The sequence below is a fragment of the Robertmurraya mangrovi genome, assembly GCF_034427655.1.
GTDB lineage: Bacteria > Bacillota > Bacilli > Bacillales > Cytobacillaceae > Robertmurraya_A > Robertmurraya_A mangrovi.
Genome location: NZ_JAXOFX010000006.1, coordinates 150,628 through 166,889 on the forward strand (window position 1 = coordinate 150,628; position 16,262 = coordinate 166,889).

Below are 16,262 nucleotides of genomic sequence, written 5' to 3' on the forward strand. Positions count from 1 at the left end.
TTAATTATTCTGAAACAATAAATCAATTTTTTTCATAATCTATTAATATGTATTTATAGAATTAATAGATTAAATGCGGTAATCGGCTATTATAAGGAGGTAACAATGAATAAGATTATACGTGATAATATTATTGATATTACTGGCTTAGCGATCGTGGGTTTAACTCTTCTGTTTTTTTCATATATGACAGGTTTTAGTGGCACTTTTTCTATTCCACCATCTTTGTTGAATTTGAATACTATTTTTCTAAGCATATTAATCGAGGCTCTTCCTTTTGTGTTAATAGGAGTTCTAATTGCTGGAATGATTCAAATCTTTGTAACCGAAGAACATATTCAAAGATGGATTCCTAAAAATAAAGTAATGGCCGTCGTTATGAGTTGTATCGTTGGAGCACTTTTTCCAGCTTGTGAATGCGGAATCGTCCCAATTGTTCGTAGACTTATATCAAAGGGTGTACCCATTCATGCAGCTATGGGTTTTATGTTAACGGGTCCGTTAATCAACCCCATTGTCATTGCCTCTACCTATATGGCATTTGGAAACAGTTTTAAAATGGCTGGACTTCGAATGGGTTTAGGTTTCCTGATCGCTATTTTGGTTGCTTTGGCAGTAAGCATTATTTTTAAAGGCAGCCAATTAAAAGCGTCAATTAGCTTAGAGACTGCTCATTCGCATGTTCACACTGAAAGAAAGACATTTACTGACCGATTTTGGTCCATGCTTACCCATTCGATTGACGAATTTTTTGATATGGCGAAATTTCTTGTCATGGGTGCTTTTTTAGCAGCATTTGTCCAAACCTATTTGCCAGCAAAGGCGCTATTGGAAGTAGGAAATGGACCAGTCACTTCTTTACTCGTAATGATGGGACTAGCTTACGTTTTATCCTTATGTTCTGAAGCAGATGCCTTTATCGGTGCTTCCTTCAGTAGTATTTTCCCTATTTCATCAATTTTAGGCTTCTTAATATTTGGTCCAATGATCGATTTAAAAAATACGCTAATGATGCTTAGCGTTTTCCGCTTTAAATTTGTTATAGGTATGCTGGCTTTAGTTATTTCTACGGTATTTATTACAATTATGATGCTGCAAAGTTTTCTATAGGGAGGGAAATCTGTGAAATTTTCTTATCAGCAGGCTTTCAGGGCAATGATTTTACTAGCTTTTTCAGCGATGCTCTTCAAACTTCATTTTACCGGGGAGATTACCAAGTTCATTAACCCCAAATATGTCGGTTTAAGTCAATCCGCATCCGTCATTTTTTTAATCTTGTTTTTTATCCAAATAACAAGAATTTGGAGTGTGAAAGAACATAGCGATGGGCATTGTCATCATGAAGATCATGTATGCGGACATGACCATGGGGTATCAGCTTTTAATACTAAGAAGCTAGTATCTTATATGATTATCATTATTCCCTTGATAACCGGATTTCTTCTTCCTGCAAAGGTTCTAGATTCCTCAATTGCAGCAAAAAAAGGAGGCATGGCGGTATTATCCAGCCAAAACTCTTCTCAAAAAGATTCTCAAAAAGATACAAGTAACCAGGATTCAACAGATACTGACCAAGTTACACAAAGTGATACTCAGGTTGATGATAATCCCCTGGATCCTGGTTTAGCCGCAAACCAGGAAGTAATTTCAAAGGAAGAATTTGATCAGATAAAACAAAAGCTAGAGCTAGCTTCCAATATTGAAATGAATGACTTTGTTTATAACACCTATTACGAGGAAATCAGTAAAGATGTCAAAAAATTCAAAGGAAGAAAAATTGAATTAAAGGGATTTGTTTATAAAGAAGAAGGATTCCAAGATAATCAGTTTGTTCTTTCAAGATTTCTGGTCACTCATTGTGTTGCAGATGCTAGCATTATCGGATTCCTCTCAGAATTATCAGGAGCATCTAACATTGAACAGGACACATGGATTGAGGCAAATGGTGTGCTGGATATTACGAACTATAATGGAATGGAACTTCCTTACATCAAAATTACTGAGTGGAAATCAATCAGTCCACCAAAGGAACCTTATCTCTATCCTATTAGTGTGAAAATCTTATAATAAATCTGGATGGTGCCTGATACCATCCAGATTTGTCTACTATGGCACTCTATGGATTCCGCCGACAAAACGGAGATCCTGGCTACATAAATCAATTTTTGGATAACTTCAACAAAAGTGCATGATTCCTTCATGGATTCACGCACTCTTTACTCTAATTACAATAGCATATGTTCCACTGAGTATATATAAATTCATATGGTTAGCTGAATTGTATCATTCAGGTTCTTCCCAAAATAATTCATCCAGAGTTTTGCCTAGTGTGTGGCAGATTGCTAGGCACAGGTTGAGTGTAGGGTTATATTTACCTAACTCAATTAGTCCGATTGTTTGACGAGAGACACCTACTCGCTCTGCTAATTCTGCCTGTGATAAGTCATGTTCTACCCTAGCCAATTTTAATTTAATATTTTTCATCATCATCACCAGATTCGTCATCATCAAGAATTTTGTTTATCGCCTTGTCACTTCTTTTTTTGATCACGTCATGACCGACCACAAGAATGATGAGGAAAAATGGTAAATAGATCATCAATGAGACCGCAGCAGTCAAAAAGAAGTATGAAATACTTTGACGTACTCCCTCTGCATACTGTACCGCACTATTGATACCAAAAACAAGAGCAATACCAATACCAAGTGCAACACCGAAGTATAGGTTTTTCTTTTTCTGGGGCCATTTGCTTTTGCTATCATGCATTTCAACCTCAGCAGAATAAATCCCCAACTTGGTTGACCGATATAAATAATAACTGCCACTTAGAATCAAAATAATTAATTCCGTCGCTACAACTTCAATACCAATACCATATATAAAATATTTCACCACAAAAGAAATACTGCAAATCACACTAACCAAAATATAAATTTCTGCGTAAATCTTGTTTTTAATATTGGTGATACGTTCATCCTCTACCTTTGATGTTTTATATAGACCCATTTATATCCTCCTTATTCTTTATTAACATAATTATATGTTAGCTAACGGCTTTTTGTAACATATATATGTCATTTTGTATGATAAAATAAACATCTTTCGTTAGCACAATAACTTCAACAAAAAGAGCGTTCAATCCTTTTTGGATGAACGCTCCAGTTCGTAAAATTGATGACCTATTATTATATTTACTTAAATAGCGGTAGTCATGGTAGAACACCGTACTTCTGTGAATTAATACCGTGAATTATAAATTTTACTTAAATAACTTCATCACATCCAAATGTTGTAACATCCTCTTGAAGGTATTGGGCAAATCCAGAGAATGCATATTCAGAAACAGCAAAATCCACTACTAGTGTTTCTAAATCGGGATCAAGTGTTAATGTTACGCGAAACGGCCTAGGCTCTGTTTCACCTGTTATGAGCCCATCCCCTAGTACATCAATTACACAATTTCCTTCTTGTATATTACAAATTACTTCCCGAATTTGAGATGATTCAAATGAAAAACTACGGTCAGAACTTAACCCACTGTTATCATCAAATGAGAAATTAACGAAACTTTGCTCCATTTGTTCAGCACAAACATTTACAAGATACGTGATGGAACCTAAACGCTGCTCTTGATTATCAAAGTATACAACGATAATAGGTCCTATTGGTTGTAGGCCTGGGATAATGAACCCACATGAACATGTGAGACCCATTCACGATCACCTCCTTTGAACAGTTTCTATTAGTCTATGTGTAAAGGAATCTACATGTTTGGACGAGTTTAAAGTTTGTTCGGTAGAAATTGAGCGTAATTTAAATGTTACCATTCAAGGTCGTCCCAGTCGTGGGGAACTTCATGCAGAAATTTCATTTGAATCCTTGGATTATGAAGGAAATGCACTTAATCTTGGTGAAACAGTCATCCTCGAAGAAGAAATACCAGCATTTATTAATATTCTAGTTAAAAATGGTATAATCATTAGCGCACTTCATAATCATTGGCTGTACACAGAACCGAAAATTCTTTATATCCACTTTCAATCGGTTGAACCACCTCTAAACTTTGCTCGTAAAGTTGCTGAAGCATTCAAGATATTAAGATAATTTATAATCTGCTAGAGAATCATACTTTACCTTACTTTCTTGTGCTTAGGTATTGTCCACCCCAATATCAGCTATTGTTTTGTCATATCATAGCCTTATTCTTTCCCGAGATAAAAGAAAAGAGACAGGTTTTCCCTGTCCCTAACATTCATATTACTAATGCACTTCTACGTATTTGTCACATAAATTTAAACGCGTATAGGTTAAGCACTTATTCTTGTACTAGAGTTCTCGTTACACGAATAATTAATAAACTCACTTCATATTTTTGTCCCATTATTCATTCTCCTCTATGACTATGATTTTTTTAAAATAGTTTAATTGAATGTCAGACTTACAATCTCGTTTTTATCTCAATGTTTTTAAAGCACCGCTCCATGCAACAACTTCCTCAAGCATAGTATTAACATTATTAAGATGTAATTCTTGTGGTTTAAATTTCGTTCCATTTTCAAAATCTGTAAATAAACTTAATGTCGGATGTGTGCGAACATCAGCAATTTTTAATTCTCCGCAAATTCCACGTAAATGTTCAGCTGCACGAGCTCCACCAGTTGAACCATAACTAACGATACCAGCGGCCTTGTTATTCCAGGCTTCTCGAGCAAAATCAAGTGCATTTTTTAATGCGCCTGTGATGCTGTGATTGTATTCTTGAACAATGAATACGAATCCATCCAAGTTAGCCAATTTTTCATTCCAAGCTGCAATACCAGGTTCTGATCCATCAGTTGTTCCTAAAAAAGGTAAGTTAAAATCAGCAATATCTACAATCTCATAATTCGCATCTCCGCGTTGATTAGCAATTTCTTTCACCCATTCTCCTACTTGTGGACTCACTCGCCCTTGGCGTGTGCTCCCTAAAATAATACCAATGTTTAATTTTTCATTTGTCATTGTTACTTCCTCCTTATTTTGATTTCCAAAAAACTTGCTTAAAAACCCCATTATTTACACCACCTAGATTTTTTTATCCCCAGCCTATTTATTTATTAGCAATTAAGCGAATACGATTTCCTGAAGGATCTGTCGTTACGACAGAACCATTATCTTCTGTTACGGATGCCCCAATTTCCTTCAACTGTGAAATAATGTTATTTTTCTTTTCCTCACTTGAAAGCATTAGGGTAAATGATTCAAGCCCGACACTATTAGGAGGAGGTGTAGGTGCACCTACGCCATTCCAAGTATTTAAACCAATATGATGATGGTATTTGCCATCCGAAATAAAAAGTGCCTGAGAACCGAATCGGTTTACGACTTCAAATCCAAGCCCCTTAATATAAAACTCTTCTGTCTTTTTCAATTCCGACACATGTAAATGGATATGCCCCATGACCGTCTCAGCCGGTAGACCTTTCCATGACTGCTGTTTCCCAACTGATAAGAGATCCGGGAAATTCAATGGATCCACTGTCATTTCTACCTCTCCATTACTCCAATTCCATTCGGAAGGGTCCCGGTCTACATAGATTTCAATTCCGTTTCCATCCGGGTCAGATAAATAAAGAGCTTCACTTACTAGATGATCAGAGGAACCCAACTGTATGCCGATTTCCACAAAATGCTGCACAATTTTAGCTAAATCCGTTCGCTTAGGTAGAAGAAGAGCAAAGTGATATAACCCCGTCGTCCTTCCTTGTTTTGGAACGACCTGTTCTGGTTGTTCTACTGACAATAAAGCTGTTTTTCCATCCGCACTAAATGTAGCGAATCTTGATGTTTGTTCCAGCACCGTAAAACCAATAATTTCTTTATAAAAAGCAATTGAACGTTCTAGACTTTGTACCTTTAGGTTTACTTGACCTACAAATGTAATAGGTTCACGATGAAAATTCATTTAAGTTACCTCCTGATGATTTATAGGATTTAAACACAATTTGTTAGTTAGTTACTTTATGTAAGTTAGTATATTATTATAAACTAGTATAGTCAAGTAACTTTTTTACAAAAAATTATTCAATAATTTCTCAAAGCAGTTTATAATATATAAGTAAGGAGTTGATTTAATTGGATAAGTCGATTTGTCCTAGATTTGAAAGAGCTATGGGTTTATTGAGCCAAAGATGGACAGGTTTAATCATTTACCAGCTTCTATCTGGTCCACAGCGTTTTTGTAGTATTGAATCATCCATCGGTGTCAGTGGTAGAGTCCTATCAGAAAGGTTAAAGGATCTTGAAAACGAAGGCATTGTAAAACGAGAAGTTTTTCCAGAAACTCCAGTTCGAATCGAGTATTCATTGACTGAAAAAGGAATTGCTCTTGAACCTTTCATGCGAGAGATGGAAAAATGGTCACAAAACTGGTTAGAAGCAAAATAAATTACTATAGGTGATATATATTTCATAGGATGCATTTGCGAGATATTTCTCCCCTTTTGTATCCTTTTCACTTTGTTTTTTGAAGATAGTATTATCCGGAAGTAATAAGAAAAGTACAAATTATTTAAGTAATATTTCGATAATTAAATGCAAAAAAATAACCGCCCAAAATTGGCGGCTTTTTACTTTTTACAGTTTATGTAACAAAAATATACTTTTCACCATCTATATCCTAAGACGACCACACTTGGTCTTTTCCCTCTATCCCCACTGTAATATAATAAAAAAACTAAACTAGAGGTAGTTGAGCAAATGATCCAATTAACAAACCGCCAGGCACGGCAATTTCTGTTGTTGAAACATGGACTTTTGGACGAATATAAATTTAGCGGGAAGCAAGGCGTTTTGGATTTTGCCCGGCAAGTTGGCTGTATTCAATACGACCCCATCGATGTTTGCGGAAAAAACGCTGAATTGGTGTTACAGTCTCGAATCAAAGGATTTACTAAGGGAATGCTCACCGATTTGCTGTATGAGGATAGAAGCCTTGTCGATTATCCCGATAAGAACCTCGCCATTATCCCTGTCGAGGACTGGCCGTATTTTGAGCGATACAGGGAGGCCGCCCGACAACATGCCGTACGCTATCCCGAAATGGAAGCGTTGACAGCACAAGTACGGGCTCATATCCAAATTCACGGTGCAATAAGTTCGGACGATTTAAAATTGGATGGAGATTTCTCTTGGCAATCGGCCATACACTGGAGCAGTGGAAACAATTCAACTCGATCCGTGCTTGAACAGATGTATTCGACTGGTGAGTTGATTATCCATCATAAAAAAGGAACGCGTAAATATTACGATATTGCCAAAAAGTACATACAGCCAAACCTGCTGAATGCATCAGAACCGCTGGAAGATGAGCTAGAGCATCATAAGTGGCGGGTACTACGTCGAATCGGCTCGGTTGGCCTCTTATGGAATCGTGCGTCAGATGCATGGTTGAATATATGGGGACTGAAATCAGCACAGCGGAAAGAGGTTTTCCGTCAGCTATTACACGAAGCTCGAATTGTTCCTATTGCCGTGGAGCAAATGAAGGATGTGCTTTATTGCCTCGTGGAGGATTTACCGCTTATTGAAGCCGTTCTGCAAAATCAGAAGCCAAAATTGCGTTGTGAGCTTATTGCTCCGCTAGATAATTTAATTTGGGACAGAAAACTTATCAGTGAATTGTTTGACTTTGAATACACATGGGAGATTTACACGCCTGCAATTAAACGAAAGTTCGGCTATTATGTGCTGCCTCTATTGTATGGTGAGAGTTTCATAGGACGAGCAGAGATTATCGCGGAGAGAAAAACTGAAACACTCGTTGTTAAAAACATCTGGTACGAGAACGGTGTGAAGCATACAACACAATTGCGAACAGCTTTGAACAGTTGTATACAAAAGTTTGCGATATTTAACGGTTGTGTGAAAGTTTCGAGAGAGTCTATGAATTGATATTTCTGTATAGAGATAATAAAGTTGTATTTTTCAAGTAAACTAATAAGCGCCTTACTACAGTTGCATTCAATTAAACTGCCCTGAAAGTCAATTACAAAAAAGCGATGCTTGCTTCTAGAAGCAGCATCGCACCCGTTAATGAAAAAACACCTTGAACTATGTTACCCATGTTCTACTCATAAGAAAATAACTTCACCTGAAATGTTGTATTACTGTTCCTCGCCCATTTTCCAATTGAATTTCTGCGTAGGCCCCATTTATAAAGGTGATTTGCGGAGGAACATGTCCACAATCAATATCGTAAATAATAGGTATTTGAATTTCTTCTGAAAGCTCTTTATAAACATCTTCAACTGTATAGTTATTAACAGGAGTATTCGCAGGACTTCTACCAAACATTATGCCAGAACAATTTTCAAACCATCCAGCTAATTTCATTTGTACGAGGGACCTACGCAGATCAGTGGTTGATAACTCACAATTTTCCAGAAACCAAATTATTGGTTGTCCCTTAATATAATTTTCTTTAAAATTCTGTACATCTCCATATGGTGTACCGACCAAATGTCTTATGACATCAATGCATCCTCCAAGTAAGTACCCCTGAATCTTAACAAGATTGTTTAGAGCTGATTTCCAATTAGTTTGTTCTGTTAAATGGAACACACACGGAGTTGGTTTATCATGTTGCCATTCCTTTTGATACTTTTTGGACGAGTGTTGAATGATAGATTCACCTTTTTTGGTTGATAAAACAGATTCCCACATGGCTGTCGTCTCATCAGAATATTCCTCTCTTAAATCAACCAAGTTTGTTCCATGAGCCGTAGCTAATCCAGTTTTCAATGTGATGGACAGCAATAACATACTTATATCTGAATAACCTAATACCCACTTATTCTGCAGATTATTAAAATCAATATATTCAAGTGTCTCAATGAGTAGTTCCCCACCCCAAGGAGGAATAATAATATGGATATTTTCATCCAGCATCATCCGATTAAATTCATCTGCACGCTCTTTAGCGTGTGCAGATTTCGCTTTATCTTGTTTCCAAGTAGTTTCTCTAATGATGACTTTATATCCCTTCTCTTCCATACGATTACATGCAGTCTTCAACACATCATGTAATTCACTTGGTACTCCTGATGATGGAGCAGTAACCCCAACCGTTGCTCCTTTTTCTAAGAATGGATAATTTATCATTTTTATTCCTCCTCTTATGTATTCATTGTTCACCAATAAATGGAGACCTTACTAGTTTCTCTTCCCCTCTCCACTATTTTGTTGCTTCTATACACCAATACACACCTTTTTGAGGTAGTTTTATGTTTTGGAACTTATTATTTATTAATATTTCTTCTATCTCTTTTGTATGTAGTAAATGAAAGTTTTTTGTGTTCTTGGCATTTTTTCCATTTGTAATTTATCGGTAATAGATAAGAATAGTTTGCCACCTGGTTTTAAAACCCTGTAAGCCTCTGAAAGTCCTTGGTTAATGTCAGTCCAAAAGTAGAGAGTATGAACTGAAAAATACCCTTATCAAAGTAAGAATCACTGAAAGGTAGGGAGCTAATGTCTCCTTTATATAAATCAACCATTCCTGCTTCTATATGTTTTTGGGCATAGTTTGTAAATCGAAATTTTGGGTACCTCTTTATTCATTATTTCAACTGGGTGCGAATAACCTCTATATTTGAGTAGAACGTCTGCCTCCCTTTCCAGCTTGAATAAGGTTCTGGTATGTCAATTAACGGTACATCTGTATTCTGCTTTGATAATTGAATCATCTCAGTCATATAATTTACTAGAGTAGTAAGGTCACCTATTTTCCCCACTTTTCCATGCCCAGGTATCCAATGGGAACATGGATATTCTGAGATTTTTTTTAGAGACTCTAACCATTCAAAAACATTACCATCTAGCATATATGGATGTGTATTTTTTACTAATATGTCTCCCGTAAATAAAACTCCTCGTTCAGGTATAAATAAAATGCTGTCATCTTCAGTATGTCCTTGTCCAACAGAAATCAGTTGGGCTGTTAATTGAGACCCTTTTATGGTCATACCTTCATTAAATGTGTGACTTGGGCTAATATACTCAACTTCAGGAAGAGTTGAAATGATTTCTTCCATTTGAAGAATGGAATCTGTTAAAGATTCAATTTCTTCTTTATCCTCCTCTAGTTCTCTATTTTTACGTAGATTAGTAACATGGTCTTTGTACTGATGTATAGATTCCTTATGCTCTTTTAATAGTGATGGGTGTGTTTCATCTATTTTCATTTTGGTTTTTTGTGAAGCGATAATGGAACAGTCCTTAAACACCATGTTTCCACGAATGTGATCTCCATGCCAATGACTATTAATCACGTATGTAATAGGGCTCTTGGTAACTTGTTCGGCAATTTGACGTAATTCTTGAGCTGCTTGGATCGTAAAAGATGTATCAAATATAATGGTTTGATCCCCCAAATCAATAATTCCAGAATTGGAACAAGCACCCCCTGAATTCTTGGCTATAGCAGCAAAAACCCCTTCAGATACTTCTTCTAAAGTGTAGTGTTTTAATTGATTCACCGATGATCTCTCCCATTTACATTTTTAAAAAAATGACATGCGTTTTTATAATGATAACATAAATAACAAACGTTAGTTAACTATAATATAGGGAAAATTAGGTTAAACAAAATACCCCTTAGCTTATGGTCTCTTTATCCAAGCGCCAAACCAGTAAGTATAAATATAAAAAACAGCATGAACACCAATGAAACCTTCTCCTTTAGACTAAATGGTTTTGTTAATGGAAGAGAGGAGAATTGTTTATTTCTCATTTTGGAATGATAATAGCCTAAAGAAAAGATGATTATGTTGATTAGTAGTTGTTCCATCATTTTATCCCCTTTATAAAAAGACTCCCCCCAACACTTCGCTATACTACCATTTATTTCCTCCCTCAACAATCCGAACCATTTAGTTGAAAATTATGCCCAAGTGTTCTAAAAGAATTTTTAATCCGATTAATATAAGAACAAATCCACCAAAAATCCCTGCTTTCTTTTTTAGTCTTTCCCCGCTTAGCTTTCCAATAAAGATGCCTATGATCGATAATAAAAACGTTGTAATTCCTATACAAATAATTGAAAACAAAATAGATACGTTTAAAAACGCAAAACCAACACCGACTGCTAAAGCATCTATACTCGTTGCTAAGGAAAGATAGATTAATACTTTATTATTTAATGGATTAATAGGAGAGCCTTCATCTTCTTGACTATTAATTGAATCTATGACCATCTTTACACCGATTATTCCTAACAGAAAAAATGCAATCCAATGATCTACATTTTTGATATAGAAACTAAATTGACTACCAAAGCCCCAACCAACTAATGGCATGAATGCTTGGAAAAAGGTTAAAAACAAACCTATCTTTAATATATTATTTAAACGAAATCTTTCCTTTAAAACGCTTCCACTTGTAATAGCAACCGCAAATGCATCCATTGCGATTCCAAATGAAAGTATTAATATTCCACTAAAGTTCATCTTTTCCGTCCCCAATTATTAATTTTTATTGCCAAATTAGATTAACATTGGAATATTGAGTGGGTCTACGGAAACCTTGTTGCATGGGGGCAATATTTGACCTCGAGGGGCTAGGTGCTGTAGCTGGACGCGGACAAAATAAACTGTAATAGTTACCCACAATATGAAAATTATATAGTTTTCTAAAGCACAAAAAAAGACTGCTTATTGCAGCAGCCCCTCTATCTATGAAGTGTAAAGTATTATTTATATTCCATTAAGTGTTATTATTTTATTAAGTGTTCTATTTTAGTCCGTACACTATTTAATACTTCTGTATTTACTTTGCCAAATCTTTTTCTTATAATTCCTTTTGAAAGTGTATAAACCTTGTCTGCTCTCACTGCTGATATAGCTTTAAGTGTACCTTCGTTTAAGTCCTTTTGTTCAATCATGACTGAATAATCAAGGTCTTTTAATTGTGATGTAATTGCAACAACAAGAATATCATCAGTCATATTATTATAATCATCGTTTGAAATAATGAGTACTGGACGTTGTTTTCTATTTGATAAGTCACTAAATGGTACTGGGATTAAAACAATGTCACCTTGTTTATGCATCATTCCAAACCTCATCGTCTATATCATTATCCCAAAAATCTATGCTACTCTCGCTTGCTTTTGTTAAATCCACTGATAAACTTTTTTCTTTTTTTGCCTTTAAATATTCAGCAAAGTCTAAAATTTTATCGACTTCTTGCTCTGGAATTTCATCAATGATTTTTAGTAAGCGTTCCTTGGCAGTATTCATGATGTCCATCACCTCTTTCATGAATATTTTTTCTAATTATAACATTTTGCTTTACTTCAAACCATCGGTGTATTACGTACATATTTTTATTCCTTTATTTGAATTTGAAAAAGTAACTTCCTTCTTTAGTTCAATAATATAAAGCAATACCCTACTTTTATTACTTTATGTTCATATTCTGACAAACTAAACGCTATTTCTTGGTTACCTTAGTAAATAACCAAGGAATCCCTACAAAGAAAAGGATTCCTGATAAAAAGGATAGGAAAATGAATGAACTTATCACATCCGTCAAGAAAAGGACCACTAGCATCACAATGACAAATATCCTCCAATATAATATTGAGTTTTTCAAAAAAGCTCTCCCTTTTTTTCTATTGAAAAGGCCTTCAAAATATTTTTGTACCTATAGTAGAAAATTCATCACACTAATTAAATATTCCTTTATTCACTATACTGATTCATTTGAAAATAAAAAAAGAGCTGCGATCCACATTGATCTTCAACTCTTGGGCTCGTAAATTGAAGGGAAATAAATATACTAACTACAAAAAACTATGTACCAGTTATTTACTCCGAAAAGTACTTAACTCTTTAAACCTTTTTGAAACCAAAATATAAAAGTCTTTAAAATATAAAAAATGAGCAAGTCTGCTAATACATGGACAGTCCAGTTCCAGTTAATGAAATGAAAAAGCTTACTATACCTTTCTAAAGAGAAAGTAAAAATTGGAATAACCATTGAAAAAAACAAATAATAAAATAGTAGCTTTAATTTATTAAGTTGTTTAGGATAATACAGAATAAACAAAACGCCAACTGTAGGAAAAACGATGTAATATAGTGAAAAACTCATTTCGGTTGCAACCTTAAATTCCCTATAAGGAAATTCAACCAGTTTAAAGAAGGTGATGATAAACTCAAAAATCCATGCTAATGCTTGAGTAAATAAGAAGGTGATTTGAGTTAATCGTGTTCTTCCTTTGGAGATTATTAACAGTGTAATAATAGATATAACCCATAAAATCACTAAAACGAAAAATTCTACACTCATCAAGCTTTCACCTTAATTAACTTTTTTTTATACCACAGATAGTATTTATGGTTCAAAAATAAAGAAATGATAACAGTAATTAATGTCCAATACCATGTCCACTCATGGTATTCTACAAGCCTGGTTGTTCTTTCAAGCAATACCTCAATACATGTAAAAAACCCCGCATAACACACGTAATAAATAATTGCCCCTAACCTTTTGACATTCGGAAAATATAAACTAAAGATGATAGCTACAATTGGAAAAATGAAAAATTCAAATGTTAAGCTTGTTCGGTTATATTGATTTGTTCTTTTTAAAAGTTGAATCGGATACTCAATCCATCCCATCTCCACTACAAATAAACCAGCTGGCCAAGTAATAACTTGAAGAAATAGCAATAGGACCCAAGCTTCCCTTGCTCTCTTTCTTGGTATTAATGTAAATATTGCTAAAATAGTAACAAAAATAACTCCTACTAAAATCCATCTCTCAAGATTCATTCATTCATCCTTCTCTTTTAAAGGAATTTATTAACTATATCTTTCCATGGATTCCAACTAAATATCACATATAATTTTCCTAATCATGATTACCTCAATGCAAACTAAAACATTTTCCTCTTCAATTAACCTATCCATCACCTTCAACAAGGAAAAAGCGATCCTTCTGTATTGAAGAATCGCACTTTTTTCGCTTAAGTAGGAAGGTGTTATGTTCAGTTAGGTCTTAACTTCTTGGCTCCACTTTTTTACTCTTTATTAATAAAGCAAAATTGTCTTTTTTTGTGATATAGTGTGCAAGCAAATAAATCAAAATTTGAATAGGTAAAGAATAAGTATATTTCCAATGCTTGAGATTATAAATTTGAAGCTTATTAAAGAAAGGTTCGGCTAGATAGGAACTGATTATTGCAAATATGAGAGCTTTAACAAATGGATTTCCCTCTGGTTTAAACTGAAGAATTACTATTACTGTTACTGGCATTAATGTAATGTCCCAAGGCAAATATGTTGGTAGAACAGGTATCACATTATAACGGTAGCTCCATATTCCTAATTGATCACCTAATACATCTAAACAAAGGGAAATAACCATTACAAATAATGCCGCATACATCAAACGGTCTGCACTATCCTTTTTTCTTATTAAAAACCAAATTATCCAAGGGATAATGGAAAGAGCGACACCTAACCACCATAGTTCACTGAATAGCACATACTCTTTCCATATATCGATTCTTTCATATACTAATTTTTCAATTTCATTACCGTTTTTATCGACTAAACTAACATATTTATCATTAACCATAAATCTCTCCTAGCAAGATTCCAGTAATATTATCATCACCCCTTTTTTAAACAGTTATGTGTTTAACCCGTTTAGTACCGATAATGAAAAATGGACTACTATTTACTTCATTAACCCCACCGTAACATCACAAACCTTCCCCCATTTCACATTCTTCCTCCTCTAAGAAACACCAAATATGTAATAACCAAAAAAATTCTCTAAAGTCTTTAAAAATTAACTTAAGTCAATGAAAGGTCTCTATCCCCTTGTTACTATTAAATAAATTTAAAACAAGGAAACTTATTTTTAAAAGCCAATTATTTTAAAGAAATTGGAGGGAGTTTTTATGAAAGCAATCGTTTGTAATAAATATGGATCACCAGATGTACTTGAATTAAAGGAGATAGGAAAACCTTTACCAAGCGATAATCAAGTATTGGTAAGAGTTCATACTGCATCCTTGAACTTTGGTAACTTAGTTCTTTTGAAAGGTAAACCTTTCTTAGCCCGCTTTGCCTTCGGACTAACGAAACCAAAATACTCTGTTCCAGGAGGTGACATATCTGGTACAGTTGAAGCTGTTGGTAAAGACGTTAAGCTATTTCAAGTAGGTGATGAAGTATTTGGAGATCTCTCTGGTTGTGGATGGGGTGGTTTTGCTGAATATGTAACAGTCCCCGAAAATGCTTTAGCTCTAAAACCAACCAATATCTCCTTCGAGGAAGCTGCTGCGTCACCTATGGCAGGTGTGACTGCCTTACAGGGACTACGTGATAAAGGTAAGATTAAATCGGGACAGAAGGTATTAATTTATGGGGCATCTGGTGGTGTCGGTACTTTCGCGGTACAAATCGCCAAATCATTTGGTGCCGAAGTAACAGGTGTGTGTAGTACAAGAAATATAGAGATATTGCGTTCGATAGGAGCAGACCATATCATTGATTATTCAAAAGAGAATTTTGCCCAAAATAATGATTGTTATGATCTGATTCTTGGTGTGAACGGTTCTAATTCCATTTCAGCTTATAAACGTGTACTAAAACCAAATGGAAATTTCGTTCACGTAGGAGGTTCCGAATCCCAGTATTTTCAAACACTATTTCTTGGACCTTTTATCTCAATGACTGGAAGCAAGAAAATAAGTAACCTGTTACAGAGAGCAAATCAAAAAGACTTAAATTATGTAAAAGAATTACTTGAGACTGGTAAAGTAAAACCAATAATTGATAAACGGTATAAGTTAAGTGAAGTAACGGAAGCATTTAAATATTTTGAGGAAGGTCACGCTCAAGGTAAAGTGGTAATTACTGTATAATTTAAAAATCCCATAAACATTCCTACTTATGTAATAAAAGAACGATCATTTAGAAAGTGGTCGATTCTTATTCTTTAAGAATACTCTTCCTAGAGAACTTTCTAATCAAACTAACCTGGTCCGTTAGTAAAATAAGAATACGAGCTGCAATCCAAATTGATCTTCACCTCTTGCATTCGTTAGTTGAAGTAATGACTTTTAAAATGACGGTGGAGTAACGGAAAATAAAATGGATGCTGTTTGTTTAAAATTGTTTTCCCATTTGTGCTTCATATAGGAAGGTATCCTCACACTATCCCCTGTATTTAAAATATACATTATCAACAATAGAGGATTTTG

20 protein-coding genes and 2 pseudogenes are annotated in these 16,262 nt (G+C 34.8%); 6 read left to right on the forward strand and 16 right to left on the reverse strand.

What is annotated here, in order from left to right; all coding sequences use genetic code 11:
- The first annotated feature begins 105 nt into the window (after positions 1-105).
- The gene (locus SM124_RS11470; RefSeq protein ID WP_322446660.1) at positions 106-1,110 is read left to right on the forward strand and encodes a permease; all 1,005 of its coding nucleotides are present in this window, start codon (positions 106-108) and stop codon (positions 1,108-1,110) included.
- Between the two features lie 12 nt (positions 1,111-1,122).
- Positions 1,123-2,067 carry a TIGR03943 family putative permease subunit gene (locus SM124_RS11475; RefSeq protein ID WP_322446661.1) on the forward strand — a complete coding sequence of 315 codons (945 nt, stop codon included), beginning with the start codon at positions 1,123-1,125 and terminating at the stop codon, positions 2,065-2,067.
- 216 nt (positions 2,068-2,283) lie between these two features.
- Here the strand turns inward: SM124_RS11475 and SM124_RS11480 are convergent, their stop codons facing one another.
- From SM124_RS11480 to SM124_RS11490, 3 genes are all read right to left on the reverse strand, one after another.
- A complete protein-coding gene (locus tag SM124_RS11480) occupies positions 2,284-2,484 on the reverse strand; it encodes a helix-turn-helix transcriptional regulator (protein ID WP_311076346.1) in 201 nt (66 codons plus the stop codon).
- On the reverse strand, positions 2,471-3,007 hold the full coding sequence (locus SM124_RS11485) for a DUF6773 family protein (RefSeq protein ID WP_322446662.1): 537 nt from the start codon (positions 3,005-3,007) through the stop codon (positions 2,471-2,473). Before SM124_RS11485 ends, SM124_RS11480 begins: the two co-directional genes overlap by 14 nt.
- Positions 3,008-3,264: 257 nt before the next feature.
- Entirely contained in the window at positions 3,265-3,714 is a 450-nt protein-coding gene (locus tag SM124_RS11490; protein ID WP_322446663.1) for a hypothetical protein, read from the reverse strand.
- A gap of 58 nt (positions 3,715-3,772) precedes the next feature.
- Here SM124_RS11490 and SM124_RS11495 point away from each other — a divergent pair, with 58 nt between their 5' ends.
- Positions 3,773-4,105: a DUF1259 domain-containing protein gene (locus SM124_RS11495; protein ID WP_322446664.1), complete on the forward strand. Its 333-nt coding sequence runs from the start codon at positions 3,773-3,775 to the stop codon at positions 4,103-4,105.
- Positions 4,106-4,453: 348 nt separating this feature from the next.
- Here the strand turns inward: SM124_RS11495 and SM124_RS11500 are convergent, their stop codons facing one another.
- Together SM124_RS11500 and SM124_RS11505 are read right to left on the reverse strand one after the other, a co-directional pair.
- On the reverse strand, positions 4,454-5,053 hold the full coding sequence (locus SM124_RS11500; RefSeq protein WP_322446665.1) for an NADPH-dependent FMN reductase: 600 nt from the start codon (positions 5,051-5,053) through the stop codon (positions 4,454-4,456).
- Positions 5,054-5,090: 37 nt separating this feature from the next.
- Complete coding sequence (locus tag SM124_RS11505; RefSeq protein WP_322446666.1) at positions 5,091-5,945, reverse strand: VOC family protein; 855 nt, start codon at positions 5,943-5,945, stop codon at positions 5,091-5,093.
- Between the two features lie 170 nt (positions 5,946-6,115).
- Between SM124_RS11505 and SM124_RS11510 the strand changes: the two genes are divergently transcribed.
- Positions 6,116-6,427, forward strand: a complete 312-nt coding sequence (locus SM124_RS11510) for a winged helix-turn-helix transcriptional regulator (RefSeq protein ID WP_322446667.1) — start codon at positions 6,116-6,118, stop codon at positions 6,425-6,427.
- 312 nt (positions 6,428-6,739) lie between these two features.
- Positions 6,740-7,933, forward strand: a complete 1,194-nt coding sequence (locus tag SM124_RS11515; protein ID WP_322446668.1) for a winged helix-turn-helix domain-containing protein — start codon at positions 6,740-6,742, stop codon at positions 7,931-7,933.
- A gap of 195 nt (positions 7,934-8,128) precedes the next feature.
- Here the strand turns inward: SM124_RS11515 and SM124_RS11520 are convergent, their stop codons facing one another.
- The 10 genes and pseudogenes from SM124_RS11520 to SM124_RS11560 all read right to left on the reverse strand — a co-directional run bounded on the left by SM124_RS11520 (position 8,129) and on the right by SM124_RS11560 (position 14,626).
- Positions 8,129-9,142: a S66 family peptidase gene (locus SM124_RS11520; RefSeq protein ID WP_322446669.1), complete on the reverse strand. Its 1,014-nt coding sequence runs from the start codon at positions 9,140-9,142 to the stop codon at positions 8,129-8,131.
- A 156-nt stretch (positions 9,143-9,298) separates the two neighbouring features.
- Positions 9,299-9,457: pseudogene (locus tag SM124_RS24085) on the reverse strand (class I SAM-dependent methyltransferase); the annotation flags it as partial.
- Between the two features lie 143 nt (positions 9,458-9,600).
- Positions 9,601-10,518, reverse strand: a complete 918-nt coding sequence (locus SM124_RS11525) for an MBL fold metallo-hydrolase (RefSeq protein WP_322446670.1) — start codon at positions 10,516-10,518, stop codon at positions 9,601-9,603.
- Positions 10,519-10,652: 134 nt separating this feature from the next.
- Positions 10,653-10,832 (reverse strand): hypothetical protein, encoded by a 180-nt coding sequence (locus tag SM124_RS11530; protein WP_322446671.1) that lies wholly within the window; start codon positions 10,830-10,832, stop codon positions 10,653-10,655.
- A 79-nt stretch (positions 10,833-10,911) separates the two neighbouring features.
- The gene (locus SM124_RS11535) at positions 10,912-11,487 is read right to left on the reverse strand and encodes a manganese efflux pump MntP (RefSeq protein ID WP_322446672.1); all 576 of its coding nucleotides are present in this window, start codon (positions 11,485-11,487) and stop codon (positions 10,912-10,914) included.
- Positions 11,488-11,753: 266 nt separating this feature from the next.
- On the reverse strand, positions 11,754-12,104 hold the full coding sequence (locus SM124_RS11540) for a type II toxin-antitoxin system PemK/MazF family toxin (protein ID WP_322446673.1): 351 nt from the start codon (positions 12,102-12,104) through the stop codon (positions 11,754-11,756).
- Positions 12,082-12,279, reverse strand: coding sequence for a DUF2281 domain-containing protein (locus SM124_RS11545; protein ID WP_322446674.1), 198 nt, complete (start codon positions 12,277-12,279; stop codon positions 12,082-12,084). The genes SM124_RS11540 and SM124_RS11545 overlap by 23 nt, the downstream gene beginning before the upstream one ends.
- Before the next feature lie 586 nt (positions 12,280-12,865).
- The gene (locus SM124_RS11550) at positions 12,866-13,333 is read right to left on the reverse strand and encodes a CBO0543 family protein (protein WP_322446675.1); all 468 of its coding nucleotides are present in this window, start codon (positions 13,331-13,333) and stop codon (positions 12,866-12,868) included.
- Complete coding sequence (locus SM124_RS11555) at positions 13,333-13,818, reverse strand: CBO0543 family protein (protein WP_322446676.1); 486 nt, start codon at positions 13,816-13,818, stop codon at positions 13,333-13,335. The genes SM124_RS11550 and SM124_RS11555 overlap by 1 nt, the downstream gene beginning before the upstream one ends.
- A gap of 226 nt (positions 13,819-14,044) precedes the next feature.
- A complete protein-coding gene (locus SM124_RS11560) occupies positions 14,045-14,626 on the reverse strand; it encodes a CBO0543 family protein (protein WP_322446677.1) in 582 nt (193 codons plus the stop codon).
- Between the two features lie 328 nt (positions 14,627-14,954).
- Here SM124_RS11560 and SM124_RS11565 point away from each other — a divergent pair, with 328 nt between their 5' ends.
- Positions 14,955-15,923 carry an NAD(P)-dependent alcohol dehydrogenase gene (locus SM124_RS11565; RefSeq protein ID WP_322446678.1) on the forward strand — a complete coding sequence of 323 codons (969 nt, stop codon included), beginning with the start codon at positions 14,955-14,957 and terminating at the stop codon, positions 15,921-15,923.
- A 198-nt stretch (positions 15,924-16,121) separates the two neighbouring features.
- Here SM124_RS11565 and SM124_RS11570 read toward each other — a convergent pair.
- Positions 16,122-16,238, reverse strand: a pseudogene (locus SM124_RS11570) (cupin domain-containing protein); the annotation flags it as partial.
- Between the last annotated feature and the right edge of the window lie 24 nt (positions 16,239-16,262).